This window comes from Postechiella marina (genome assembly GCF_039538365.1).
GTDB lineage: Bacteria > Bacteroidota > Bacteroidia > Flavobacteriales > Flavobacteriaceae > Postechiella > Postechiella marina.
Window position 1 is genome coordinate 298,903 of sequence record NZ_BAABCA010000001.1, and the last position, 25,045, is coordinate 323,947.

Annotated in this window: 22 protein-coding genes; 8 read left to right on the top strand and 14 right to left on the bottom strand. The window is 31.0% G+C overall.

Going from position 1 to position 25,045, the window contains the following annotated elements:
- Positions 1–80 precede the first annotated feature (80 nt).
- A complete protein-coding gene (locus tag ABD715_RS01225; RefSeq protein ID WP_344786132.1) occupies positions 81–1,616 on the top strand; it encodes a YifB family Mg chelatase-like AAA ATPase in 1,536 nt (511 codons plus the stop codon).
- Between the two features lie 571 nt (positions 1,617–2,187).
- Here the strand turns inward: ABD715_RS01225 and ABD715_RS01230 are convergent.
- Together ABD715_RS01230 and ABD715_RS01235 are read right to left on the bottom strand one after the other, a co-directional pair.
- Positions 2,188–2,718, bottom strand: a complete 531-nt coding sequence (locus ABD715_RS01230; RefSeq protein WP_344786133.1) for a DUF5004 domain-containing protein — start codon at positions 2,716–2,718, stop codon at positions 2,188–2,190.
- Positions 2,719–2,871: 153 nt separating this feature from the next.
- Complete coding sequence (locus ABD715_RS01235) at positions 2,872–3,366, bottom strand: CAP domain-containing protein (protein WP_344786135.1); 495 nt, start codon at positions 3,364–3,366, stop codon at positions 2,872–2,874.
- A gap of 270 nt (positions 3,367–3,636) precedes the next feature.
- Between ABD715_RS01235 and ABD715_RS01240 the strand changes: the two genes are divergently transcribed.
- Positions 3,637–4,746 carry a DUF2891 domain-containing protein gene (locus ABD715_RS01240; protein WP_344786137.1) on the top strand — a complete coding sequence of 370 codons (1,110 nt, stop codon included), beginning with the start codon at positions 3,637–3,639 and terminating at the stop codon, positions 4,744–4,746.
- 175 nt (positions 4,747–4,921) lie between these two features.
- Here the strand turns inward: ABD715_RS01240 and ABD715_RS01245 are convergent, their stop codons facing one another.
- From ABD715_RS01245 to tsaD, 9 genes are all read right to left on the bottom strand, one after another.
- Entirely contained in the window at positions 4,922–5,278 is a 357-nt protein-coding gene (locus tag ABD715_RS01245; protein WP_344786139.1) for a hypothetical protein, read from the bottom strand.
- A gap of 9 nt (positions 5,279–5,287) precedes the next feature.
- Positions 5,288–6,466: a THUMP-like domain-containing protein gene (locus ABD715_RS01250; RefSeq protein WP_344786141.1), complete on the bottom strand. Its 1,179-nt coding sequence runs from the start codon at positions 6,464–6,466 to the stop codon at positions 5,288–5,290.
- 6 nt (positions 6,467–6,472) lie between these two features.
- Positions 6,473–7,561 carry an AI-2E family transporter gene (locus ABD715_RS01255; protein WP_344786143.1) on the bottom strand — a complete coding sequence of 363 codons (1,089 nt, stop codon included), beginning with the start codon at positions 7,559–7,561 and terminating at the stop codon, positions 6,473–6,475.
- A 21-nt stretch (positions 7,562–7,582) separates the two neighbouring features.
- Positions 7,583–8,107: a TrmH family RNA methyltransferase gene (locus tag ABD715_RS01260; RefSeq protein WP_344786145.1), complete on the bottom strand. Its 525-nt coding sequence runs from the start codon at positions 8,105–8,107 to the stop codon at positions 7,583–7,585.
- Positions 8,097–8,435 (bottom strand): hypothetical protein, encoded by a 339-nt coding sequence (locus ABD715_RS01265; RefSeq protein WP_344786147.1) that lies wholly within the window; start codon positions 8,433–8,435, stop codon positions 8,097–8,099. The genes ABD715_RS01260 and ABD715_RS01265 overlap by 11 nt, the downstream gene beginning before the upstream one ends.
- Before the next feature lie 6 nt (positions 8,436–8,441).
- Positions 8,442–9,086 carry a DUF4159 domain-containing protein gene (locus ABD715_RS01270; RefSeq protein WP_344786149.1) on the bottom strand — a complete coding sequence of 215 codons (645 nt, stop codon included), beginning with the start codon at positions 9,084–9,086 and terminating at the stop codon, positions 8,442–8,444.
- A 3-nt stretch (positions 9,087–9,089) separates the two neighbouring features.
- Entirely contained in the window at positions 9,090–9,797 is a 708-nt protein-coding gene (locus ABD715_RS01275) for a 16S rRNA (uracil(1498)-N(3))-methyltransferase (RefSeq protein WP_344786151.1), read from the bottom strand.
- Positions 9,797–10,438 (bottom strand): peptidylprolyl isomerase, encoded by a 642-nt coding sequence (locus tag ABD715_RS01280; protein ID WP_344786153.1) that lies wholly within the window; start codon positions 10,436–10,438, stop codon positions 9,797–9,799. Before ABD715_RS01280 ends, ABD715_RS01275 begins: the two co-directional genes overlap by 1 nt.
- A 543-nt stretch (positions 10,439–10,981) precedes the next feature.
- A complete protein-coding gene (tsaD, locus tag ABD715_RS01285; RefSeq protein WP_344786155.1) occupies positions 10,982–12,004 on the bottom strand; it encodes a tRNA (adenosine(37)-N6)-threonylcarbamoyltransferase complex transferase subunit TsaD in 1,023 nt (340 codons plus the stop codon).
- Between the two features lie 273 nt (positions 12,005–12,277).
- Here tsaD and ABD715_RS01290 point away from each other — a divergent pair, with 273 nt between their 5' ends.
- The 5 genes from ABD715_RS01290 to ABD715_RS01310 all read left to right on the top strand — a co-directional run bounded on the left by ABD715_RS01290 (position 12,278) and on the right by ABD715_RS01310 (position 20,938).
- Entirely contained in the window at positions 12,278–16,603 is a 4,326-nt protein-coding gene (locus tag ABD715_RS01290) for a translocation/assembly module TamB domain-containing protein (RefSeq protein ID WP_344786157.1), read from the top strand.
- Positions 16,604–16,757: 154 nt separating this feature from the next.
- Positions 16,758–17,744, top strand: a complete 987-nt coding sequence (gene pfkA / locus ABD715_RS01295; RefSeq protein WP_344786159.1) for a 6-phosphofructokinase — start codon at positions 16,758–16,760, stop codon at positions 17,742–17,744.
- Positions 17,745–17,761: 17 nt separating this feature from the next.
- On the top strand, positions 17,762–18,766 hold the full coding sequence (gene gap, locus ABD715_RS01300; protein WP_344786161.1) for a type I glyceraldehyde-3-phosphate dehydrogenase: 1,005 nt from the start codon (positions 17,762–17,764) through the stop codon (positions 18,764–18,766).
- Positions 18,767–18,838: 72 nt separating this feature from the next.
- Positions 18,839–19,699, top strand: a complete 861-nt coding sequence (locus ABD715_RS01305) for an N-acetylglucosamine kinase (RefSeq protein ID WP_344786163.1) — start codon at positions 18,839–18,841, stop codon at positions 19,697–19,699.
- 9 nt (positions 19,700–19,708) lie between these two features.
- Positions 19,709–20,938: an ATP-binding cassette domain-containing protein gene (locus ABD715_RS01310; RefSeq protein ID WP_344786165.1), complete on the top strand. Its 1,230-nt coding sequence runs from the start codon at positions 19,709–19,711 to the stop codon at positions 20,936–20,938.
- A gap of 8 nt (positions 20,939–20,946) precedes the next feature.
- Here ABD715_RS01310 and ABD715_RS01315 read toward each other — a convergent pair whose 3' ends face one another.
- Both ABD715_RS01315 and ABD715_RS01320 read right to left on the bottom strand, forming a co-directional pair.
- The gene (locus ABD715_RS01315; protein WP_344786167.1) at positions 20,947–21,951 is read right to left on the bottom strand and encodes a sugar kinase; all 1,005 of its coding nucleotides are present in this window, start codon (positions 21,949–21,951) and stop codon (positions 20,947–20,949) included.
- Positions 21,952–22,042: 91 nt separating this feature from the next.
- Positions 22,043–23,083, bottom strand: coding sequence for a GMP reductase (locus ABD715_RS01320; protein WP_344786169.1), 1,041 nt, complete (start codon positions 23,081–23,083; stop codon positions 22,043–22,045).
- 142 nt (positions 23,084–23,225) lie between these two features.
- On the opposite strand from ABD715_RS01320, the gene ABD715_RS01325 reads away from it, so the two are divergent.
- On the top strand, positions 23,226–24,650 hold the full coding sequence (locus tag ABD715_RS01325) for a response regulator (RefSeq protein ID WP_344786171.1): 1,425 nt from the start codon (positions 23,226–23,228) through the stop codon (positions 24,648–24,650).
- A 2-nt stretch (positions 24,651–24,652) separates the two neighbouring features.
- Here ABD715_RS01325 and ABD715_RS01330 read toward each other — a convergent pair whose 3' ends face one another.
- The gene (locus ABD715_RS01330; RefSeq protein WP_344786173.1) at positions 24,653–25,033 is read right to left on the bottom strand and encodes a RidA family protein; all 381 of its coding nucleotides are present in this window, start codon (positions 25,031–25,033) and stop codon (positions 24,653–24,655) included.
- Positions 25,034–25,045: the final 12 nt, after the last annotated feature.

Consider the following 25,045-nt stretch of genomic DNA (forward strand, 5'->3'; position numbering starts at 1 on the left):
AATCCTCTTTTTAAGAGGATTCTTTTTTGATTATAACTATTAAAAATACTTTTCTTAAATTTAAGCTGTAAACTAAATATATGCTTAAAAAAGTTTTTGCTAGTGCCGTGTTCGGTGTAGAGGCGTCAACAATAACAGTTGAGGTTAATGTAGATAAAGGAATAGGGTATCATCTAGTAGGATTGCCAGACAATGCCATTAAAGAAAGTAATTTTAGAATAGCTGCTGCGCTTCAAAATAACGGTTATAGAATTCCAGGAAAGAAAATTATAATTAACATGTCTCCCGCCGATTTACGAAAGGAGGGAAGTGCTTACGATTTAACCTTGGCTATTGGTATTCTCGCATCTACCGACCAAATAAAGGCAGAGAATTTAGATAAATATCTTATTATGGGCGAATTGTCTTTAGATGGGAGTTTACAACCCTTAAAAGGCGCTTTGCCTATTGCTGTTAAAGCAAGAGAAGAAGGTTTTAAAGGGTTTATTTTACCTTCTCAAAACGCAAAAGAAGCTGCTATTGTAGATAATCTTGAAATTTATGGCGTAGAAAATATAAAACAAGTTATCGATTATTTTGATAAAGGAGAACCTTTAGAGCAAACCATAATAAATACAAGAGAAGAATTTGAGAAAAACTTAGATTTTCCTGAGTTCGATTTTTCCGATGTAAAAGGGCAAGAAAGTATAAAACGTTGTATGGAAATTGCAGCAGCAGGAGGCCACAATATTATTTTAATAGGACCTCCCGGAGCTGGTAAAACTATGTTGGCAAAACGATTGCCAAGTATTTTGCCTCCAATGACACTTCATGAAGCATTAGAAACAACAAAAATACACTCTGTAGTTGGTCGTGTTAAAGATACGGGTTTAATGGCTCAACGTCCGTTTAGAAGTCCGCATCATACCATAAGTAATGTGGCTTTAGTTGGTGGTGGAAGTTATCCGCAACCTGGTGAAATTTCATTATCTCATAATGGCGTTTTGTTTTTAGATGAATTACCTGAGTTTAAACGAGAAGTTTTAGAAGTTATGAGGCAACCGCTTGAAGATAGAGAGGTAACTATATCTAGAGCAAAGTTTACCGTTACATACCCATCATCATTTATGTTGGTGGCGAGTATGAATCCGAGTCCGAGTGGTTTTTTTAACGATCCAGATGCTCCCATAACATCATCTCCAGCAGAAATGCAACGTTACATGGGGAAAATTTCAGGACCTTTATTAGATAGAATAGATATACACATAGAGGTAACACCTGTACCTTTTGATAAGTTAAGTGACGATAGAAAAGGAGAATCTTCTGTAGATATTAGAAAACGAGTTACCCTAGCAAGGGAAATACAAACTAAACGTTTTCAAGAATCTGATAGCGTACATTATAATGCCCAAATGAATGTTAAACAAATTAGAAAGTACTGTGTTTTAGATGAAAACTCTAAGCAACTTTTAAAAACAGCTATGGAACGTTTAAATTTATCTGCAAGAGCGTATGATAGAATTTTAAAAGTTTCACGAACTATAGCAGATTTAGAAGGTGTAGAAGCAGTAAATGGTTCGCATATAAGTGAAGCCATACAATATCGAAGCCTAGATCGCGACGGTTGGCTAGGGTAGTAATTTAATGTCTTAAATAGGTTTTGGTTAATAGGTAATACAAGTATTCTGTTTGTAGCCTAAAGTAAAACAATAAAAATTAGCTAACACACTATGTAAACTTACCAATTTAACAGCGTAGCTAGAGGTGGTGTGTTTAATTGCTTGAATATTAGTGGTTTTTGTTGTGATTTATTCATTATTTAAAAATCCTAATGTTAAATTAATGTAAACAAAACATGTCTTAATTGTAAATTTTTATATCTTTGTATAAAAATTAAGGCTATGAAGGATGGACAAATTAAAATTAAAAGAGTTAGAAAAAAGTTATCTTATAAATTTTGGATTCTAAGAATTAAGTTCAAAATGTATATAAGAAAGTATAATAATGCGCTAGAAATGGTAAATATGTAATTTATTTAAAAAGCAGAATAAATATAATAGTAAGTACTTTTTTAAAACAAAGAAGAAGAGAAAAATTAAAGCATTTAAAGTTGCCAAAATTTAATGCTATGTTTAACAAAAAAGAACAAGTTTATAGTAAACTTGTTCTTTTTTTATTTTAAAAATAATTGAAGACTATAACTTAGTTTTATTGTGGGTCATCCATTTTTTGATAAGTAAAAACAACTTTAGTGTTAATCGTTTCGTTGTCTACATTTACAAAAGTGTAATTGCTTTCTATTACAAATTCGTTATTATCATCATTTAAATCAATATTTATACTTTGCGAGGTGCATAATGCTACAAAAGTTAAAATATTGTTGTTTAGCATCCATGTACCACTAAGTGTTTGGGTGTTTGTGCAGTCGGTTTCAGTACTTCCTTGTTTAAAAGAATAAGCTCTGTCGTTTTTAAATTCGTAAACATTATCGCGTTGGCATGCAGAATATTGTTCAAATATATTGGTACTAGGATTATCAACCGAGTCATCAGTTAAATCGACTTCATCATCTGCTTCAATATTTGTTAAGCTCCATTTTCCTGTAAATTCAGTTTCTGTGGTATTAAGTTCGCCTGTTAATGGCTCCGGACAATTAGGACCATCATCATCACTGTCACAACTCATAATTGTTAAAGACATCATTGTTAAACATGTTGCAAATAAAATTCTTCTTTTCATGGTAATATATTTTTTAATTCACTTAGAAGATGGTGAAACCACGAAATAGTTGCGTGAAAAAAATAAAAGTTAAGATATTATATTCAGGTTTATAATACGTTTTTTATTTAATTTTTTGAAAATGAGAAGGTTTTAAAAGATTAAAAAGGATTATTATTTTTTAATAAAAATATTAGTATAATACCATTTGCCTTTAGTGTTCTTTTTTGCAGATATGTTAAAGTGGGTGTGGTCTCCCTCTATGTTTTGTGCATGCACTGTGCTTTTAATCCAAGAATTTACTACAGATTCTGCAGAGGTAAATCCATAAGCTACATTTTCTGAGACTTTAATAGCTTTAGCATGAGAAATTAAATATTCTTTTCTTGAATAAAAATAATCATGAGAAGCTTTATCTTTATTAATCATGTATATGGTATGGTTTTCTGTTTGAATTTTTATTTCATTATTAATTTTTAAAATATTTAAACCAATAGAAGCTCTATGATTGTTTATTTTTTCTAATATCTCGTTTTCAATATCATTTAATTCTAGAGTGCTGTTTTCAATATTATTAAAATTTGTATTATCTATTTGTTCTTCTGGAGAGCAAGAAGATATTGTTACAATTAAAATTAGAGCTTTAATAAAGTAAGATGCTTTTTTCATGTTTTAAGAGATTTGTTACACTGCTAAAATACAGGGCTATGAGAGTGATTTTTTTTGTTTTTCGGTTGTTAAACAGTTTCTGTCGTTTAACGGAAATAGATAGTAGGTGTTTACCATTTGTCGACATGTTTAAGAGTTTAACTGTCGATTAATTGTTCTTGTTGGTTAAATCTGTATGATACTTTGCTTTAAAAGTATATTGTAAAGAGTAATCTTAATTAAGTAATATTTGTTACTTAATTTGTAGTTAACAATTCTTAGGTTTATATCATGAAAAATATTTTAGTAATAGTATTAGCTGTTTTTTTGTTTAATTGCGAATCTGCAAAAAAGGAAAAACCAAAAGCAAATAAAAAAGTTATTGTAGAAAAGGTTAAAGCTCCTGTGCTTAATTTAGAACAAGCAAAAAAGTTGGCACAACTACCTTTACATTGTATAAATACAGAGTATCCTAATAGGTTGTCTCAAACATTATCAGGAGATCAAGATTTAAAGTCGCCTACCCAATTACATCCTGCTTTTTATGGTTGTTTCGATTGGCATTCGTCTGTTCATGGGCATTGGAGTTTAGTAAGTCTGTTAAAGTCTTTTCCAAACCTAGAAAATGTAGAAACATTAAAACAGCGTTTACTTATTAATATAACGAAAGACAATATAGCTGCAGAGGTAGCTTACTTTAAGGGTAAGCATAACAAATCTTTCGAGCGTACTTATGGGTGGGCTTGGTTATTAAAGTTGGCCGAAGAATTGCATACTTGGGATGATGATACAGCGAGGGTTTTAGAAGCTCACCTAGAACCTTTAACAGCATTAATAGTAGAAAAGTATATGGCGTTTTTACCTAAGCTAAATTATCCTCAACGTGTAGGTACCCATACTAACACAGCTTTTGGATTATCGTTTGCTTACGATTATGCAGTTGCTGTAAGCAATGAAGCTTTACAAACAGCCATAAAAAAACGCGCTAATTTTTTCTATTTGAAAGATGAAAATTGCCCTATGTCTTGGGAGCCTAGCGGAAGCGACTTTTTATCGCCTTGCTTAGAAGAAGCAGCGCTAATGAAACGACTTTTACCTAATGATGAATTTAAATCTTGGTTAGAAACTTTTTTACCAAATTTGAAAAATGAAAATTTTACTTTAGATGTTGGAGTAGTTTCTGATAGAACCGATGGGCATTTGGTGCATTTAGATGGTGTAAATTTTTCTAGAGCTTGGAGTTTAAATAAAATAGCAGAAGGCTTGCCAGAATATAGCCATTTAAATAATATAGCCAATAAGCATATAAACTATTCGTTACCAAGTATTTTTGGAGACTATTATATGGGAGGGCATTGGTTAGGGAGTTTTGCTATTTATGCGTTAAATTCAACTAAATAATGAATAAAAATCGGTTTTAGGCGATTATAAAAATACTTTAAGGCAAAACATTTTTGGGTTTATAATATTAGCTATTAGTATATTACTTTCTGTAACAACGCTAAGTAAAGTGTTTGGGTAAACTTTTGTTTTAAAAGCATGTAAACAGTTTTTTGTTTAAAGTAATTAGGTGTTTTTAGTTAAGCATTTCTTTAAGGCTATCCATTCTATAGCAGCGTTCTTCGCCTAAATACCTAGGATCTCCGTGTTTTTCAGACCAAAAACCATCTAAAATGTTTTTAGAAATACATTTGTAAACAACTACACCTTTAAATATGGTGTTGTCGCTTTTGTAATTAAAATTAATAACAAGAATATTGTCTTTAAAAAAACCGTTACCAAAAAGTTCTTGGTTTTGGTTAATAAGCCATTTCGCTTCAATTCTATTGTTTGCATTTATAGATAAATCAAGAACGCCTTTATAGGTGTTAGACTCTGCATCTTGGTTAGTGCCTGTAATTGCATATTTACCAGTTAATTCTTGAAGTGTCATGGATTAAACTTAAGGTTTATTAGTTATCAATACTATTTTTTGATTGTTACGGTCGGTTGTAAAAAATAAATACAAAAGACCTCCTTCTTTAATATTTAGCTTTTTTCTTATTTGCTGTACATTTTCAGGAAAGTTACGTGTGGTTATGTTTGCTTTAGTTATACCTAATTTTTTAATAGCTTTTTTATTGTAAGGTAAAATGGTTTTAATTTTAAAAATACGACCAGGAAAATTTATTAAATTTTTAGATGTGTATAAATGCGAATGCTTATGAAGTTTGCAGACTTTTAATTTGTTAGAAATAGATTGAAAAGCTCCAGATTTTAAAATAGATGCATTAGGCTCGTACAAATAAGAAAGAGGCAAACTATACTCAGGTTCTATAAGCTTTTCGTCTTCAAGGTAAAAGTTGAAGTGTTCGTTTTTTTCTTTTTTAAGGTTTACTGTTTTTATAGTTATCTTTCCTTCAAAATGGTTTTCTAAAACCCAAAGAAGTTCTTTAACTTCATTGTTTACAGCCACAATATGTATGGTTTTAACATGCTTTAATTCGTTAATACCAATAGATAAATCGAGCAGAGGTGATGTTTTAATCAAGATGTTATTTGCTTTGCTAAAAAGCAAATCTAAATGCAAAGGCACATTGGGTAAGCAATCGTTTAAAAAAAACACTTTGCCTTTACTGTCGTGTCTACGAGATGGATCGATATAGATCCAATCGAAACTGGTGTTGCTTTCCTTTAAAACATCTATTCCGTTTTTTGGCAGAGTTTTAATGGTGTCTGTTTTTAATTGGCGGTAATTATGCGCCACAATGCTAGATAATGTTTCGTTTATTTCGCAGTGGGTAACCTGTTTAAATTGTTTAGAAAAATAAAAACAATCGACCCCAAAGCCACCAGTTATGTCTATTATAGAGAGGCCATGAATTAAACTAGCTTTATAATTTGCTGTAGTCTCAGACGAGGTTTGCTCTATATTAAGTTTATTAGGATAATAAATATTTGGTGTATTAAACCACGTATTTAACTTTTTTAAACAACGTTGTTTAGCTGCTATTTGGTCTATTATTAGTTTTAATTCTTCCGAAGAAAAAACTGTTTTTTTAAATAACAACGCAGTAGTATCAGCATTTATATTATTATTTATAAACGCTTGTATTTCAGTATTTAAAATAAAACGATTCAAAGGCTACTATAAATCTTTTGTAAGGCGTTGTACAACTTTGTTTTCAGACAGAAATTCTTTTAAAATAACTTTTATGGCTGTGTAAGCAGGCACAGCTACGATCATGCCTACAACTCCAAATAAAATGCCTGAAATTATTATAATTAAGAAAATTTCTAACGGATGAGATTTTACGCTTTTTGAAAATATAATGGGCTGACTAAAGAAATTATCGACCAATTGTGCAATAACAAAGCCAACCATTACATAACTTGTTTTTGGTAAAATAACATCGCTAAAGCTCTCGCCTAAATTGCTAGACATACTAAGTATTATCATTAATACAGCGCTTACCAAAGGGCCAACATAAGGTATTAGGTTTAAAAGGGCGCATAAAAAAGCAATTACAATGGCGTTATCTATACCAAAAATTAAAAGTACAATAGTGTAAATAACAAACAAAATGAGTATTTGAAAAATTAAGCCCACGAAGTATCTAGATAATAAGTCTTTTATTTTTTTAGAAGATTTTTTCCAGCGCGCTTCTTTATTAGCAGGCATAAAAGTAAGTATACCGCTTTCGAACAACTCTGTATCTTTTAAAAAGAAAAAGGATATAAAAAGTACCGAAAATAAGCCAATACTAAAAGTTCCTAGTCCACCAACAACAGCATTTAAAAAATTGGGAATAAGAGCATAATCTATTTTAGATAATAGATTAGATTTTTTTATAGATTGTTCGACATCAATTTGGTTTAGCGCAAAGTAGTTAATTACCTCTGTGTACAAACCTTCTACATTACTTTGTAATTGTTCTATATCTAACAGCGATAGGTTGTGTCCTTGCTCTATAACTAGCGGTATAAACATGCCTATTAAGCCAACAAAAAGCCCAACAAGAATAACCATAGTTACAATAACAGCAATTGTGTTTTTAAATTTTAATTTATTTGATAAAAAAGAAATTATAGGTCTGCCAATTAAAGATATAACTGCAGCAATTGCAATGTAAATAATAACCGATTGTATTTTATATAGAAAAAACAGCAATAAGGCCATGCCTAAAATGATAGCCAAAGCTTTTAAAATACCGTTTGATATGGTGTTCGAATTCATTTAGTAAATATATAAAACTCTTTACATAAGTTGTTTTGTTATTTCGTATAAAGCAATATTGGTAGCTTGTACCACATTCATACTACTATTATTACCAAACATATCTATGTGAATGGCTTCGTTAGATATATTTAGAATAGATTCTGATACTCCAAAATTCTCATCGCCAATAACTAAAGCTATAGGGGTTTGGTTCGAAAATTTAAAATTATGAATAGGTTTACTTGTTTTAGTAATTTCTAAAGCTATAATTTGATAGCCTTCGTCTTTTAATGTTTTAGTTACTGCTGAAGCAGAGCTACAAATCTCGTAATTAACAACTTTTTCTGTTGCTCTCGATGTTTTTGTTAGTTTACGCCCAATAACAATGTTTTTGCCACAAAGTATAAGTTTTTGTATGCCAAAAGCATCGGCAATTCTAAACAAGCTACCTAAATTAGGAGCGTTGGTAACATTGTCGCATACTAAAACTACTGGAAATGTACGCTTTGTAAATTCTGTATTATAATGTGTAAGTTGCACTTGTAATGTATAATTAATCGTCAATTAGCACTTTGTTAAAAGTACTTGCTTTTTTTTCTTGATTCATCCATATTCCAATAGGAATCGAACCGGTTAGTGTTGACACAAAACCTAAGTGCCATATAAATATAGTTATTACAACTGCAAGTACTAAACCACCTATTATAATGGCGTAATTTGGGCTACAGTGCAGTCTATTTATATGTCTTTTGGTGTAGTTGCCACAATGTTTACAGCGTTCGTTTATTTCTAAGCCTAGCTCTTCCTTTAGCTCAAACCTATTGTTGGATTGTACCTTTATATAGTTTAATTTTTGACATGATTTAGTACTACAATAGTAAGATAGTTGCATGATAAATTAATTTTCGAAGGCATATTTAATAATGTTAGCTCCCATTTTAAGTGCTTTTTCTCTTACATCTTCAGGGTCGTTATGTATTTCTGCATCTTCCCAACCATCGCCTAAATCACTTTCAAAAGTAAATAAAAGTATTAGCCTATCATCTTGAAATAACCCAAAAGCTTGCGGACGTTTAGCATCATGCTCATGAATTTTAGGTAATCCTTTAGGAAAATTATAAGCCACATTAAATATGGCATGTGTAGCTGGTAACTCTACTAAATTTTTATTAGGAAAGACTTTTTTTAGCTCTTTTATAATATAAGGCTCCATGCCATAATTATCGTCAATATGTAAAAAACCACCAGATATTAAGTAGTTTCTTAAATTTTCGGCATCGGTTTCGCTAAAAAAAACATGACCATGTCCTGTCATGTGTAGTAGCGGGAATTGAAAAATATCAGAACTTCCAACCTCTACCGTTTTGGGTTTAGTATTTATTTTAGTGTTAATGTTTTTATTGCAGAACGCAATTAAATTTGGTAATGCAGTAGGATTACTATACCAATCGCCACCTCCATTATATTTTAAAACTGCCAAGTCTTGCGCATTAGTATTTAAAAATACCAGTAGTAAAATTAAAAATAGAAATGTTTTTTTCATGTGTTACAACTCGTTAGTAAACGCTACAGAGTGGCAAGCTACAATAGCAGCGGTTTCTGTTCGCAATCTTGTGTTTCCCAAAGTTACAGGAATAAAATTGTTTTGCATGGCTAGTTCTATTTCTTTAGTAGAAAAATCGCCTTCTGGGCCAATTAAAATAGTGGTATCGCTATGGGCTTTAAGTTCTTTTTTTAACGACTTTTTATTGGTTTCTTCGCAATGCGCAATAAAAAGTTGGCCATTTAGATCTTGTTTTAAAAACTCTTTTAAAGTAATTGCTGGTTGTAATTTTGGTAAATACACGTTTAAAGATTGCTTCATGGCAGATTGTAATATTTTTTCGAAACGCTCTGCTTTTATAAACTTACGCTCGCTATGGTCGCAAATTATTGGTGTTATACAATCTATACCAATTTCGGTCGCTTTTTCTAAAAACCACTCGTATCTATCGTTCATTTTTGTAGGAGCAACAGCTAAATGTAATTGGTAGGGTTTGTGTGGTTGTTTATTTTTAGAAATAATACGAACTACGCATTTTTTTATATTGGGAATTATAACTTCTGCTTTAAATAACCAGCCATTACCATTGGTGATATGTAGAATATCTCCAATGTTTTTACGTAATACTTTAACAATATGTTTGCTTTCTTCTCTCGAAAAAGAAAACTCTGTGTCTTGGTTGTTTATTTCTGAATTATAAAAAAGTTGCATTATCTTTTTGCTTCTACAATTTTTAAAACTTTTATTTCTGAAATTTCTTTTGGTTCGTGTGTTTTTAAAACCACATAATAACTACTTTCTGATGGAATATCTAAAGGAAAAATAGCATCTAAATCGTGATTGTCTTCTATGATAAGTGTTTCGAAAGTTGAATTTTTATCGTTTTTAGAAAACCAACCAGAATCGCCACCACGCGTAGCATTTTTGTCCATAGAATGGCGTTTAGCAAGAAAATTAAATGGAGACGAATTGTTGTATTTTGTAATTAAATCGTCTCTATAGCTATTTACTTCTTTAAGGTCTATTTGCTTACCGTTTAAGTAAATATAAGCAACTCTATAATAAGGTGTTTTTATTTTTTCTACTACCTTATAAAAGGTTTTTTCGAATTCGTTCTCTGTTTTTTCTGTCCCTCCAACTGGCATTTTAAAAAGCTTTTTGGCTAAGGTTGTTTTATGTTTTTCTTCGTTAAAAACAATAAACTTATTCTTTTTAGAGGCTTTTTTTTCTAGATAAGTTTCTGCTTGCTCTATGTTTTCTAAAGATTTTAATTCTTTTTCTGTAGCAGATTTTTGTGCCATTACAGTTGTTGCAAAGGCTAGTAGTAGGCAATTAAGTAAAAATTTAGGCATATTATAAGATTTGATATTTCAAATTTAGAATTTAATGGGGATAATTAAGAGGGCCTCAAATATAGTTTTTAAGAATTTAATGTTTACAACTTTTTTAATAGATATTTATATATGCTAATAGCAGAATTTAAAATAAATACAAATTGAATTAAGATTAGTACTATAATAATGGTTGGTTGTATATAATTTGTAGAGGTGTCTAATAAAGGGAACTCATCTTTTTTTTGTGAGTTAAAAGGGGGGAATAAGCAAATTGTAAAACCCACAATTGTTATAAGTGTGTGTATTAACGATAGTTTTTTTGTTAAATAAACTTTTAATTTATCATGTAAAAAATAGAGTAAGCCAATGCTAAATAAAATTATAGAAACAAAAATAATTTGATGGTATTTAGCCACTATAATATAAGTGTCGTATATATTAACATCAATAGTTTGGTTGCTGTTTTTATATAAAAAACTAATAGAAAATAAAATTAAAGCGGTTGCCCAAAAAAAGGGATAAGGTTTATTTAATTTCATTAACTATTGTTATTAATTGGTTCTATATTTTTAATCGAGCAGAAGCTGTAATATTTTGTTCTGCAAAATCGTCGTCTAAAAATTTTAAATAGCCTACAATAGCAATCATCGCTGCATTATCTGTAGTAAATTCGAATTTAGGGATGTATGTGGACCAACCAAACTTTTGCTCACCAAGTTTAAGGGCATTTCTTATACCCGAATTGGCCGATACGCCACCACCAATGGCAATATGTTTTATATTAGTTTGTTTACTAGCAACTTTTAGCTTGTCCATTAAAATACCAATTATGGTATATTGAATAGAGGCGCAAATATCATTTAAATGTTCTTCAATAAAATTTGGATTCTTTTTTACTTCTTTCTGAATAAAATAAAGTATGGCTGTTTTTAAACCAGAAAAGCTAAAATTTAAACCATCAACTTTTGGCTTTGTAAATTGAAACGCTTTTGGGTTGCCAAGTTGCGCACGCTTGTCTATTTCTGGTCCTGCAGGATAGCCTAAGCCTAAAATTTTCCCGCTTTTATCATAAGCTTCTCCAACTGCATCATCAATAGTTTCGCCTATTACGGTCATGTCAAAATAATTGTCTACTTGCACAATTTGCGTATGTCCGCCAGATATGGTCATGGCTAAAAACGGAAAAGGAGGCTTGTCAAAACCTTCTTCGTCTATAAAATGTGCTAAAATATGACCTTGCATATGGTTAACATCTATAAGTGGTATGTTTAACCCATAGGCTAAAGATTTTGCAAAAGAGGTGCCAACAAGTAAAGAGCCCATTAAACCAGGGCCACGTGTAAAAGCAATAGCATTAAGTTGCGACTTGGTTATATTGGCTTTTGCTAAAGCTTGATGTACTACTGGCACAATGTTTTGTTGGTGCGCTCTAGACGCTAATTCTGGCACAACACCGCCAAACTCTTCGTGTATTTTTTGGCTAGCAATAACATTGCTTAAAATCTTACCATTATGTATAACAGAAGCAGCTGTATCGTCGCAGGAAGACTCAATTCCAAGGATGTAAATATTTTGTGAAGACATTAATAAATATTAGGCACAATAATTGTTAATTTTGACAACAGATAAAAGTCTGTAGTTCTCATTTTATTCGTAAATACAAAGCTACTCATTTTTATATAAAATTTGTAAAAATAGAGGGTATTACTTAATTATATTATAACTTTATCACGTATTAAAAAGATTCTTAAAATAGTATCGAAGTTAGCAGCCATTTTGCTGTTATTGTTCATCATATTGGTGTTGGTGCTTTCTATTCCTTTTATTCAAACAAGTCTGGGCAAATCTGCAACCAAAATGCTAAACGACGATTTTGGTACAAACATAAATATAGAAAAGGTAGGTTTACAGTTTAATGGCGATGTAGAGTTAAAAAATATTTACATAGAAGACTATAAAAAAGATACCTTAATAAGTATTGCAGAGTTAAATACATCCATTTTAAGTTTTGGAAATTTATCTAGAGGCAAACTTGTTTTTGGAGATATTAATATTACAGATTTAATATTTAATATTAAAACATATAAAGATACTACAGATACTAATTTAGATGTTTTTGTAGCTCGATTTGATAGCGACAACCCAAGAGAGGGGAAGAGTTCTTTTTTAATGTCGTCTAGTGATGTATCTATTTATAACGGAGTTTTTAATTTAATAGACGAGAATAAAGAAACGCCCAACATACTACATTTTAAAGACTTAAATATAAATGCTACCAATTTTTTAATTAATGGTAGCGATGTAAGCATGCGTGTTAATACATTGAATTTGCTAGATCATAGAGGTTTAAGACTTAAAAATTTAATGACAAACTTCTCATATACTTTAACAGATATGAAGTTTTCTGATTTAGAGATAAAAACAGAAAAATCACTTTTAAAAGGAGATTTATTTTTTTCCTATGATAGAAAAGATTTTGCCGAGTTTGAAAACAAAGTTAAAATAAATGCCAATTTTAAAGATTCAAGCTTACTTTTAGACGATTTAAATAGTTTTTATAACGAATTTGGAGCAAATCAATATGCTAAATTCGATACAGAATTAATGGGAACACTAAATAATTTGGCTGTATCTAATTTAAAATTAAACACTAGTAGAAATTCTAAAATATATGGCGATTTTGTTTTTAAAAATCTCTTTAGTGCTGCAGCCAATACGTTTTCTATGGATGCTCGTTTTAGAAATTTAACATCTACATACAACGATTTAACAGCTTTATTACCTAACGTTTTAGGCGCCTCAATACCATCTTCTTTTAATAGGTTGGGTGCGTTTGTAATTACAGGACAATCTCAAGTAACATCGCAAAAAGTAGTAGCAGATATAGAAATAAATACAGAATTAGGTTTTATAGATTCTAATTTAAATATTTCTAAAATAGACGATATTGATAATGCAAATTATACAGGTAATATTGTTCTTGAAGAATTTGATTTAGGTAGTTTTATAGACGATACTACTGTGGGGTTAACCTCTTTAAACCTAGATGTAAATGGTACAGGTTTTATTGCAGAAACCATAAATACACAAGTTAAAGGAGATGTTTTTAATATAGTTTACAACAATTATAAATACGATAAAATTAAGGTTGCAGGTAATATTAGAAATAAAATATTTGATGGCAATCTTATAGCAAACGATAAAAACCTAAAACTTAATTTTACCGGACTTGTAGATTACTCTGAAGCAGTAAAAAAATACGATTTTGAAGCTAAAATAGATTATGCAAATCTTAATGTTTTAAACTTTGTAAAAAAGGATAGTATTTCTATTTTAAAAAGTGCTGTTAAAATGAACATGAATAGCAGTACATATGATGATGCCTATGGTAAAATAGCTTTCAGAAATACATCTTATAAAAACCAAAACGATACTTATTATTTTGATGCCTTCGATGTATCTTCTAGATTTGATGGTAAAAAAAGATTTATAGATATTAACTCGCCAGATATTATAGAAGGAAGTTTAAATGGTCGCTTTGTATTTAAAGATTTAGTAAATCTTGTAGAAAATTCTTTAGGACATATTTATACCAATTATACACCGCACGAGGTAAAACAAGATCAGTACATAGATTTTAATTTCAAGATTTACAATAAAATTATAGAAGTGGTATACCCAGAAATTAAACTAGGTAAAAATACTTTTATTCGAGGTCGTGTAGAAAGCGATCAAGAAAAATTTAGGCTAACCTTTAAATCGCCCGAAATTAAATATTTAAATAATTTTGCAAGTAATATAGAGTTACAAGTAGATAACGGTAACCCTTTGTTTAATACCTATTTAGAGGTCGATAGTTTAAATACTAAATTTTATAATGTATCTAAGTTTAATTTAATTAATGTAACTGTTAACGATACATTGTTTATGCGTTCAGAGTTTAATGGAGGTAAGCGCAATAATGATAGTTATAATTTAAGCTTTTATCATACCATTAATCAAGAAAAAGAATCTGTTGTTGGGTTTAAAAAATCAGATGTTACTATAAAAGGTAATAAATGGTTAATAAATGAAAATCAAGATAAATTCAATAAATTTTCATTTAATAAAGATCTTTCAGTATTTAACATTAATAAGTTAAAGATTAATCATCTTGACGAAGAAATGATGCTTTCTGGATTTATTAAAGATTCTACAGAAAAAGATTTAAAACTGAATTTTAAAAACGTAGATCTAGCAAAAATTACACCAAGTATAGATAGTTTATCGCTAGCAGGAAATGTAAATGGTAAACTAGATATTTTACAACAAAACGGAAGCTATTTACCAAACTCTACCGTTGTAATTGACGATTTTAAGGTTAATAACTTTCCTTTAGGTTCTTTTGATGCTACCATTTCGGGTAACGAAACCTTAACCAATTATAGCGTAAATGCCAGTATAAAAGATGATGTCTCTAAATCGTTTAGTGCCATTGGTAATATAAATGTGGTTGGTAAACAATCTAAAATAGACGTCGATTTAAAGTTTAAAGATTTTAATTTAAAACCATTAAATCCGCTTCTAGAAGATGTTTTAAATAAAATTAGAGGTGTAGTAACTGGTAATGCCAATATTAAAGGCGATTTAAAAAAACCAAAAATAAATGGAAACTTAATACTAAATAAATCTGGACTTGCTATACCGTACCTTAATGTAGATTATAGTTTTGCAGATAATGCATCGGTTACGTTAAAAGATCAAAGTTTTATATTTAATAAAATAAAGTTAACAGATGTAAAACATAATTCTAAAGGTGTTTTAGATGGAGAATTAAGTCATGTTAATTTTGGAAAATGGAGTTTAGATTTAAATTTAGAAACCCCAAGGCTATTAATTCTAGATACCAAGCAAACTGAAGAATCTGCATATTTTGGAACAGGATTTATTGGAGGCCGAGCTAATATTAGCGGACCAACAGAAGAGTTGCTTATAAGTGTTGTAGGCGAAACAAAACAAGGTACAGTATTTAAAATTCCAATTAGCGATACTGAGTCTTTTGGAGATAATACTTTTATTCATTTTATAACATCAGAGCAAAAAAGAGCAAAAGAACTAGGAGAAGAGTTTGTTGTAGAGCAAATAAAAGGTCTTGAATTATACTTTGATTTAGATGTTACCGAAGATGCCGAAGTAGAAATTATTATAGACGGAAGCACTGGGCACTCCTTAAAAGGTAGAGGTAGCGGAGGTTTGTTGGTAGAAATAAATACCAATGGTAAGTTTAATATGTGGGGCGATTTCTCTGTGTTCGAAGGAGTATATAATTTTGCCTACGGTGGTTTGGTACAAAAAGAATTTATTGTACAACCAGGAGGTACAGTAGCTTGGGATGGCGAACCATTAAATGCAAGAATAGACATGCTCGCAGTTTATAAAACACAAGCAAACCCGTCTCCTTTACTAGATAACCCTATAAGTAGAAGTATTCCTGTCGAGTTAAACATAAATTTAAATGGTGGTTTAGAGCAGTTAAACCCTAATTTTAGCTTTGAGTTTCCAAATGTAAATTCTACAATAAAATCTGAGTTGCAATATAGGTTAGAGTCCGAAGACGATAAACAAAATCAAGCATTGTATTTACTTTCTACAGGTTCGTTTTCTAGAGGTTTAGACGATTTAAATTTCTCAGGAACAATTGCCGAGCGTTTAAATGGTATTATTAATGGCATTTTTACAAACGAAGATGGTAAAGTAGATATTGGCTTAAATTACGAAGCAGGCGAGAATAGACCCGATTACCAATCTAGCGATAGGTTTGGCGTTACCATTAAAACTCAAATTAGCGATCGTGTGCTTATAAATGGTAAAGTAGGTGTGCCAGTAGGTGGAGCAGGAGCAAACGAAACAGTAGTAGCTGGAGATGCAGAAATAAACTTTCTTTTAAACGAAGATGGTACATTAACAGCCAAAGTATTTAATCGCGAGAATAGTATAAGAAACTTTGGAGAAGATATAGGTTATACCCAAGGAGCTGGATTGTCTTATAATGTAGATTTTGATACGTTTAAAGAATTAATTCGTATCATATTTAAAAAGAAAGAGCCTAACAAAGAAGCTTTGCAAACAGAAAAAAAATCTACTCCCGAAAGCGCTTTACCTAGTTTTATTACTCACAAATCGTCTCAAAAGGACAAAAAATAATAAAAAATCTCTTTTTTAGATTGTAAATTTATTTGATAAACATGTTTTTTATTAACTAAAACGTTATAGTTTTAAATGTATTATTAAAATAAAGTAAATCATAATGTTAAATCCTTTTTGTTTATTAATTTTACTATCTTAATACAAGGAATTAATGCCAAGACAAATAAAAAAAATAGGTGTATTTACATCTGGAGGCGATGCCCCAGGTATGAATGCTGCCATTCGTTCTGTTGTAAGAACGTGTGCATATCATAATATAGAGTGTGTCGGTATTTATCGTGGTTACGAAGGACTAATGGAAGGTGATTTCGAACCAATGAATGCTCGAAGTGTAAAAGGTATCATTAACAAAGGTGGTACTATATTAAAATCTGCTCGTTCTCAAGAGTTTAGAACTAAAGAAGGGAGAGAAAAAGCACACCAGCAATTAATTAAAGCAGAAATAGATGCTTTAGTTGCTGTTGGAGGAGACGGTACCTTTACTGGTGCTTTAATATTTAACGAAGAATTTGATTTTCCTGTAATGGGAATACCAGGAACAATTGATAACGATATTTTTGGAACAACACATACCTTAGGGTTTGATACTGCACAAAATACAGTAGTTGATGCCATAGATAAAATACGAGATACAGCAAGTTCGCATAACAGATTATTTTTTATAGAGGTTATGGGGCGCGATGTAGGGCATATTGCATTAAACGTTGGTATAGCAGGAGGAGCAGAAGAAATATTAATACCAGAAGAAGATTTAGGTCTAGATAGATTGGTAGAATCTTTAAAACGAAGTCGTAAATCTGGAAAAACATCTAGTATTGTAGTTGTTGCTGAAGGTGATAAAATAGGTAAAAATATTTTTGAACTTAAAGACTACGTAGACGAGAATATGGAAGGGTACGATGTAAGAGTATCTGTTCTAGGGCATATGCAGCGTGGTGGCTCTCCATCATGTTTCGATCGTGTTTTAGCAAGTAGAATGGGAGTAAAAGCAGTCGAATCTTTATTAGAAGGAAAATCTAATTACATGGTAGGCTTGCTTAAAAATAAAATGGAGTTGACGCCATTAGATAATGCCATAAAAGGAAAGTCAAAAATAAATTTAGAATTATTGCGTGTTTCAGATATAATGAGCACTTAACATTAATACATATTAAAATGTCAAAATTAAAAATTGGAATTAACGGATTTGGTAGAATAGGTAGAATCGCTTTTAGAGTAGCAGCTTCTAGATCTAACGATATTGAAGTAGTAGGGATTAATGATTTACTAGACGTAGACCACTTAGCTTACTTATTAAAATTTGATTCTGTTCACGGACAGTTCGATGGTACTATTGAAACTAAAGATGGAAATTTAATAGTAAACGGAAACACTATTAGAGTAACTGCTGAGCGTAATCCAGAAGATTTAAAATGGGATGCTGTTGGAGCAGACGTAGTTTTAGATTGTACAGGTATCTTCACTACTTTAGATAAAGCTGAAGCTCACCTTAAAGCTGGAGCTAAGAAAGTTGCAATTTCTGCACCTTCTGCTGATGCTCCAATGTTTGTAATGGGAGTTAACCACAAAGAAATTACTGCAGATCACAAAATCGTATCTAACGCTTCTTGTACTACTAACTGTTTAGCACCATTAGCAAAAGTAATTAACGATAAATTTGGTATTGCAGAAGGATTAATGACTACTGTGCACGCTGCAACAGCAACACAATCTACTGTAGATGGTGTTTCTAGAAAAGATTACAGATTAGGTCGTGCTTCTTTAAACAACATTGTGCCAGCTTCTACAGGAGCAGCTAAAGCTGTTGGAAAAGTAATTCCAGAATTAAACGGAAAATTAACTGGTATGGCTTTTAGAATACCTACTGTTGATGTATCTGTTGTAGATTTAACTTGTCGTTTAGAAAAGCCAGCATCTTGGGATGAAGTAAAACAAGCTTTAAAAGATGCTTCTGAAGGAGACTTAAACGGTGTTTTAGGTTACACTGAAGAAGGTGTTGTATCTCAAGATTTCGTGTCAGAACCAAAAACAAGTACTTTTGACGCTAACGCAAGTATGGCATTAAATGATGGTTTCATCAAATTAGTATCTTGGTATGATAATGAGTATGGTTACTCAACTAAATTAATTGATTTAGCACAACATATCGGTTCTTTATAATATTTTATTTTATATATTTCCACAGCATTATTAAGAATAATAATGCTGTGGATTTTTTTTACTCAAAAACTTATGATTTTAATTGTTGATAGTGGTTCTACAAAAGCAGATTGGATTGCGGTAGATAATAACGGAAACCAGTTACTAGAAAAAATACGAACTAAAGGATTAAACCCAGCTATTTTATCTGATAAAAAACTGGAAAAAGAAATTAAAAAAAGTAAAGAGTTAAAAAATAATAGCAACAGTGTAACTCATGTGTTTTTTTACGGTGCAGGTTGTGGTACAGAAAAACCTAAAGAGCTTTTAATAGATGTTTTAAAAGGCATTTTTCCTAATGCACATGTCGAAGTAAACGAAGATACCTTAGCTGCTGTATACTCTACAATAAATAGTGTAGACGAGGCTGCCATAGTTTGTATTATGGGTACAGGCTCTAACTGTAGTTATTACGATGGTAAAAAATTACACCAACGCGTAAACTCTTTGGGTTATACGCTTATGGATGATGCATCTGGTAATTACTACGGTAAACAATTAATTAGAGATTATTACTTTGGGCATATGCCAGAAGATGTAAAAATTGCATTTGGAAGTAAATTTAATATGGATTCTGATTATATAAAGTATAATTTATACAAACAGCCAAACCCTAACGCATACTTGGCAAATTTTGCAGAATTTATGTTTCTTCATAAAGATTCAGAATATACAATAAACCTTATTAAAAAAGGTATTCGTGAATTTGCTAGAAATATGATTTTTCAATTTAAAGAAGAATTAAAAACAGCACCGGTTCATTTTGCAGGCTCTATTGCTTATTTTTCTCAAAACGAAATAAAAGCAGTAGCAGAAGAAATGGGCTTTAAAGTTGGTAATTTTGAGCGCAGACCTATTGAAGGTTTAGTGTCTTTTCATACTAAAGATTTATAATATTTTTTCTTGACAAAGCTTAAACACGTAGCAGTTTATATTAGCAATAAGCAAAATAAGAAAAGCCTTATTGAAGGTATTTTGTCTAATCAATTTTTTTCTGATTCTTTTGATAAAAATTATGCGCTTTTTTCAGATATAACTTTAAATAAGTTTATAGATGAAGAGAGAAGACATGGACAATTTGATGTAGAAACAAAAACAAAAAACAGCCTTAGAAACTCCTCTCAAGGCGAGCGTAGAAAGGCTCTTTTGCAGCACATTATATCTAAAAAACCTAAATGCATTATAGTAGATAATGCTTTTGATAGCTTAGATGTACAAGCGCAAAGCGATATTAAAAAATCGTTAGAAGCACTTAGCGCAGAAACTATAATTATTCAAATTTCTAACAGAAAACGAGATGTTTTATCGTTTATTGAAACTGTTTTTAAAATAGAAAATGGCACATTGGTTGTTATTAATAATTTGGAAACACCAAAAACATTTAAAAATTTCGTTCTAGATTTACCGCAAGATTACAAGCAATTAAAAAACAAGTTTTCAGTTTTAATACATTTAAGAGATGTTACTTTAAGTTATGGTAAACGCTGTATACTTAAACACATTAATTGGGAAATAAAGCCAGGTGAATTTTGGCAATTAATAGGGCCTAATGGCTCAGGCAAAAGCACCATTTTAAATTTAATATCTGGCGATAATCCAAAAGGATTTATGCAAGATATGACGCTTTTTGATATGAAAAAGGGGAGTGGAGAAAGTGTTTGGGATATAAAAAAGCATATCGGTTTCTTTTCTTCAGATATGTTAATTGGCTTTAAAAGAAAAGACTCTATAGAAAACATGATTGTTTCAGGTTTTTTAGACTCTATAGGGCTTTATAAAATACCTAACGAAAGGCAAATACAAATTGCACACCAATGGTTACGATTATTAAACATGTTCGATATAAAGGATAAAAATTTTAACTTATTATCTGATGGGCATAAGCGGTTGGTACTTATTGCAAGAGCAATGGTTAAACAACCGCCATTATTAATTCTTGACGAGCCTATAAATGGGCTTGATGATTTTGATGCCGAAATGTTTTCTGAATTAATTAATAAAATAGCAAAAGAAAGCAATACGGCTATTCTTTATGTTTCTCACAGAGAAGAGAAAAATATTAAACCTCATTTTGTTTTTAAGCTAACTTCAAGTAAAGCAGGTTCTACAGGTAGTGTTATAGTAAAAAAGTAATTTTTCTTTTATCGCGTTAATCGTCCAGAGATATTTCCATTTAAAATACCCATTACTTCGGCAACAGTAGCATAATTTATATCGCCTTCGTATGTGTGTTTTAAAGCACAAGCAGCACTTGCAAATTCCATAGATTTATAGTCGTCAAACTCTTGTAAACCATAAATTAGTCCAGCAGCAAAAGCATCACCAGTTCCTATTCTATCAATAACATGAGTAATTTCAAAATCTACGGTTTCTCTAAACTCAAAACCATTCCACATTCTAGCTCTTATTTTATGCCAAGAAGAATTAATAGCAGTTCTAATTTTATCAAATACCTTAACAATACTAGGGTACTCTTTAATTAAATGTTTACTAGCAGTTATAAAATCTTCGTTAGAGTAGGTGTAATTTGTACCAAGAATTTCATTAATTTCATTAATACCACCAATAAAAATATTCGAGTAGTTTAGTAAATCTTGTAAAACATCTTTAGCATTTTCTCCATACTTCCATAAGCCACTTCTGTATGTAGGATCTGCAGATACAGTAATACCTTTATCTTTTGCAAGAATTAAACCTTGTTTTAATGTTTCGTAACCTCCTTTGCAAAGTCCAGGGGTAATACCTGTCCAATGTAGCCATTTAGCTTTTTTCATGGCTTTTTCCCAATTAACCATTTCTGGTTGAATTTCAGAAAATGAAGAATGCGACCTATTGTAAGAAATAGAGCTTGGCCTCATTACAGCACCAACCTCTAAAAAATAAACACCTAAAGGTCTGTTAGATCTTGTGATAGCCGATGTGCTTACACCAAATTTTTGTAGGTAGGCTATAGCGGTATCGCCTACAAAATCGTTAGATACACAGCTTATATGTTTTACATTTCCTCCAAAATTAGAAATAGAAACGCCAACATTAACCTCGGTGCCTCCAAAGTAAAACTCTAATAAGTTGGCTTGAATAAGTTTTTTATTCCCTTCGGGAGATAGACGCATTAATACTTCACCAAATGTTACTATTTGATCCATAATTTATGGTATATTTTTAATATTAAATGCGGTATTACAAAGTAACAATATTGTTGTTAAATAAAAGCTAGATTAGCAATAAATTTTAAAATTATTTGGTGTATATTCTGTTTTCTTGCTCTGCAACTCTAATAAAAGTAGTTCGTTTTGTTAATTCTTTTAAACGTGGCGCACCAACATAGGTACACGTACTTCGTAAACCACCTAATATATCTTGCAATGTGTTTTCTACAAGGCCTTTATATGGTACTTCAACCGTTTTGCCTTCACTAGCTCTATACTCTGCAACACCACCAACATGCTTTTCCATAGCTGTAGCAGAGCTCATACCATAAAATTGTTTATACGATTTACCGTCTTTCTCAACCAATTTCCCTCCGCTTTCATCATGTCCAGCAAGCATTCCGCCAAGCATTACAAAATCTGCTCCAGCTCCAAAGGCTTTGGCTATGTCTCCAGGTGTAGCGCAACCACCATCGCTTATAATCTGACCACCTAAACCATGCGCAGCATCTGCACATTCTATAATAGCCGAAAGTTGTGGGTAACCTACACCTGTTTTTACTCGGGTTGTACAAACAGATCCAGGCCCAATACCAACCTTTACTATATCGGCACCAGACAATAATAGTTCTTCAACCATTTCGCCAGTAACAACATTTCCTGCAATTATAACTTTATCTGGGTATTTTTCCCTGGTTTGTCTAACAAAATTTGAAAAGTGTTCTGAGTAACCATTGGCTACATCAATACAAATAAATTTTAAATTCGGGTTTTGTTCAATAATTATAGAAAGTTTAGCAGAATCTTTTTCACTTATCCCTGTGCTAATAGCAATGTTATTAGAGACTTGTTCTGTGGCGTTTAGAGCAAATTTTTTCCATTCATCTATAGAGTAGTGTTTGTGAATGGCTGTAAATAAACCTTTATTAGACAGCGCATTTGCCATTTTAAACGTGCCAACAGTATCCATATTTGCTGCCATAATTGGTATGCCTTTCCAAGACAATGGGCTGTGTAAAAATTTAAATTCTCGCTCTAAGCACACCTCCAATCTGCTTTTTAAAGTAGATCGTTTAGGTCTAAACATAACATCTTTAAAGCCAAGTTTTATATCGTATTCTATTCTCATGTTTTATAGGTAAGTGGGTTAAAAACAAAAATATACTTTTTGTTTTTATTTGAGAAAATTTTGTTTTTAAATTAAGAAGTTGCTTACCTTAGTTTTGTATCTTTAATTTTAATAATTAATTAAAAAATAAATTACATAGTTAATGTCCTTTTTTCCTAAATCTAATGAATCCATTAAAAACTGGGGAGTTTTACTAGCATTAACCGCATTATTATTGGTGGTTTGTGTTTTTGTTGGATATATTGTATATAAAAGTGTATTGGTATTACTTCTAATTTCGCTTTTGCTCTTATTGGTAATAATAGCATTAAGTGTTACTTTAATTTTGTTTTTTAAGCAGCAAGCAGATGGTAAAGAAGACACGTCTTATTTGTACGACGAGATAGAATATTTAAAGCAAGGTATTAGTAGAGCAGAGAATAATTCGAAAAACAAGACAGTTTACTTATCTAATATGAGTCACGAAATTCGAATTCCTTTAAGTACTGTTTTAGGAATGTTGAATATGTTGAAGCAATCTGATTTAGATGATGATCAACGAGCCCAAGTAGAGATTGCCGATTATTCTTCGGAGCATTTGTTGCAATTAGTAAATATGGTTTTAGATAATTCGAAAGGTATTGATGATAAAATTCGAATAGAAAATGAAACTATGGATTTAAAATCTGATTTATCTAAGCTTCTTAAAATTTTCGAGTACCAAGCTTGGGATAAAGGATTAGAATTTGAAAGTAAATTTTTAATTGATGAAAAACATAATTTCCTTCTTTTAGGCGATATAAAGCGCATACAGCAAGTCTTAATAAACTTGATTAATAATGCCATTAAATTTACTATTAATGGCAAAATTACAATTACTATAGACCATACGGTTACAGATGATGATAACCAAATTGTTACGTTTTACATTAAAGACACAGGAGTTGGTATGAGCGCTTACGAAGTTAAGCATATTTTTGTGCCACCAGAAGATAGAGATTCTGTAGCTATGAGACATTATAGAGGCTCTGGTGTAGGACTTTCTATTACTAATAATTTGGTAGATTTAATGGGAGGAAAGCTTAAAGTAGAAAGTAAAGAAAACGAGGGGTCTACTTTTTACTTTAGTTTACAATTACAGAAAACCTTAAATATTAAAAAAGATAAAAAAGAAACCGATTCGTTGTTAAATCAATTTGATTATAAATTTTCTGTTCTTGTTGCAGAAGATAATAAAATGAACCAAAAGGTAATAAAGTTTTTGTTAGAACAACATGGTGTAGAATGTACCTTTGTAACCAATGGGTTGGATGCTGTAAACCTATATAAGGTATTAGATTTTGATATGATATTTATGGATATTTATATGCCAGAAATGGATGGGTACGAAGCAACAGAGCGTATAAAATCTTCTAGTAAGTACAAAGCGCATAATGTACCTATAATAGCGGTATCTGCTAGTGCTTTCGAAAAAGATATAGAGCGCGCAAAAGCTTCGGGTGTAGATTATTTTTTATCTAAGCCTATAGAAAAAGATAAGTTAAAGGACTTGTTGTCCAAGTACACACCAAAAATTAAAACAAGTTAAAATTACTTTATAGCAATCATGCTAATTTCTACATTCACACTTTTGGGTAATCTAGCTACTTGTACTGTTTCTCTAGCAGGAGCAGTTTCTTCGTTAAAATAGCTACCGTAAACGGTGTTTATACTTGCAAAATCGTTCATGTCACTAATAAAAATAGAAGATTTAACAACATGCTCAAAAGTCATATTTGCTGCTGCAAGTACTGCTTTTAGGTTTGTCATAACTTGTGTAGTTTCTGCTTCTATACTTTCTAAAACTAAATCGCCAGTTTTAGGATTTATAGCTATTTGTCCAGACATGTAAAGTGTATTCCCACTTAAAATAGCTTGATTGTAAGGACCTAATGGTGCTGGAGCTTCTGTAGTAGTTATTATTTTTTTCATGATGAATTTTTT

What these genes read in the sequence shown, in the direction of transcription:
- ABD715_RS01265 (WP_344786147.1), bottom strand. Translation starts at nt 8,435, where the DNA reads ATGCAACTATCTTACTATTGTAGTACTAAATCATGTCAAAAATTAAAC.
- ABD715_RS01270 (WP_344786149.1), bottom strand. Translation starts at nt 9,086, where the DNA reads ATGAAAAAAACATTTCTATTTTTAATTTTACTACTGGTATTTTTAAAT.
- ABD715_RS01245 (WP_344786139.1), bottom strand. Translation starts at nt 5,278, where the DNA reads ATGACACTTCAAGAATTAACTGGTAAATATGCAATTACAGGCACTAAC.
- ABD715_RS01255 (WP_344786143.1), bottom strand. Translation starts at nt 7,561, where the DNA reads ATGAATTCGAACACCATATCAAACGGTATTTTAAAAGCTTTGGCTATC.
- pfkA (WP_344786159.1), top strand. Translation starts at nt 16,758, where the DNA reads ATGCCAAGACAAATAAAAAAAATAGGTGTATTTACATCTGGAGGCGAT.
- ABD715_RS01315 (WP_344786167.1), bottom strand. Translation starts at nt 21,951, where the DNA reads ATGGATCAAATAGTAACATTTGGTGAAGTATTAATGCGTCTATCTCCC.
- ABD715_RS01235 (WP_344786135.1), bottom strand. Translation starts at nt 3,366, where the DNA reads ATGAAAAAAGCATCTTACTTTATTAAAGCTCTAATTTTAATTGTAACA.
- ABD715_RS01230 (WP_344786133.1), bottom strand. Translation starts at nt 2,718, where the DNA reads ATGAAAAGAAGAATTTTATTTGCAACATGTTTAACAATGATGTCTTTA.
- ABD715_RS01290 (WP_344786157.1), top strand. Translation starts at nt 12,278, where the DNA reads ATGCTAAACGACGATTTTGGTACAAACATAAATATAGAAAAGGTAGGT.
- ABD715_RS01305 (WP_344786163.1), top strand. Translation starts at nt 18,839, where the DNA reads ATGATTTTAATTGTTGATAGTGGTTCTACAAAAGCAGATTGGATTGCG.
- gap (WP_344786161.1), top strand. Translation starts at nt 17,762, where the DNA reads ATGTCAAAATTAAAAATTGGAATTAACGGATTTGGTAGAATAGGTAGA.
- ABD715_RS01280 (WP_344786153.1), bottom strand. Translation starts at nt 10,438, where the DNA reads ATGCCTAAATTTTTACTTAATTGCCTACTACTAGCCTTTGCAACAACT.
- ABD715_RS01330 (WP_344786173.1), bottom strand. Translation starts at nt 25,033, where the DNA reads ATGAAAAAAATAATAACTACTACAGAAGCTCCAGCACCATTAGGTCCT.
- ABD715_RS01275 (WP_344786151.1), bottom strand. Translation starts at nt 9,797, where the DNA reads ATGCAACTTTTTTATAATTCAGAAATAAACAACCAAGACACAGAGTTT.
- tsaD (WP_344786155.1), bottom strand. Translation starts at nt 12,004, where the DNA reads ATGTCTTCACAAAATATTTACATCCTTGGAATTGAGTCTTCCTGCGAC.
- ABD715_RS01320 (WP_344786169.1), bottom strand. Translation starts at nt 23,083, where the DNA reads ATGAGAATAGAATACGATATAAAACTTGGCTTTAAAGATGTTATGTTT.
- ABD715_RS01225 (WP_344786132.1), top strand. Translation starts at nt 81, where the DNA reads ATGCTTAAAAAAGTTTTTGCTAGTGCCGTGTTCGGTGTAGAGGCGTCA.
- ABD715_RS01240 (WP_344786137.1), top strand. Translation starts at nt 3,637, where the DNA reads ATGAAAAATATTTTAGTAATAGTATTAGCTGTTTTTTTGTTTAATTGC.
- ABD715_RS01325 (WP_344786171.1), top strand. Translation starts at nt 23,226, where the DNA reads ATGTCCTTTTTTCCTAAATCTAATGAATCCATTAAAAACTGGGGAGTT.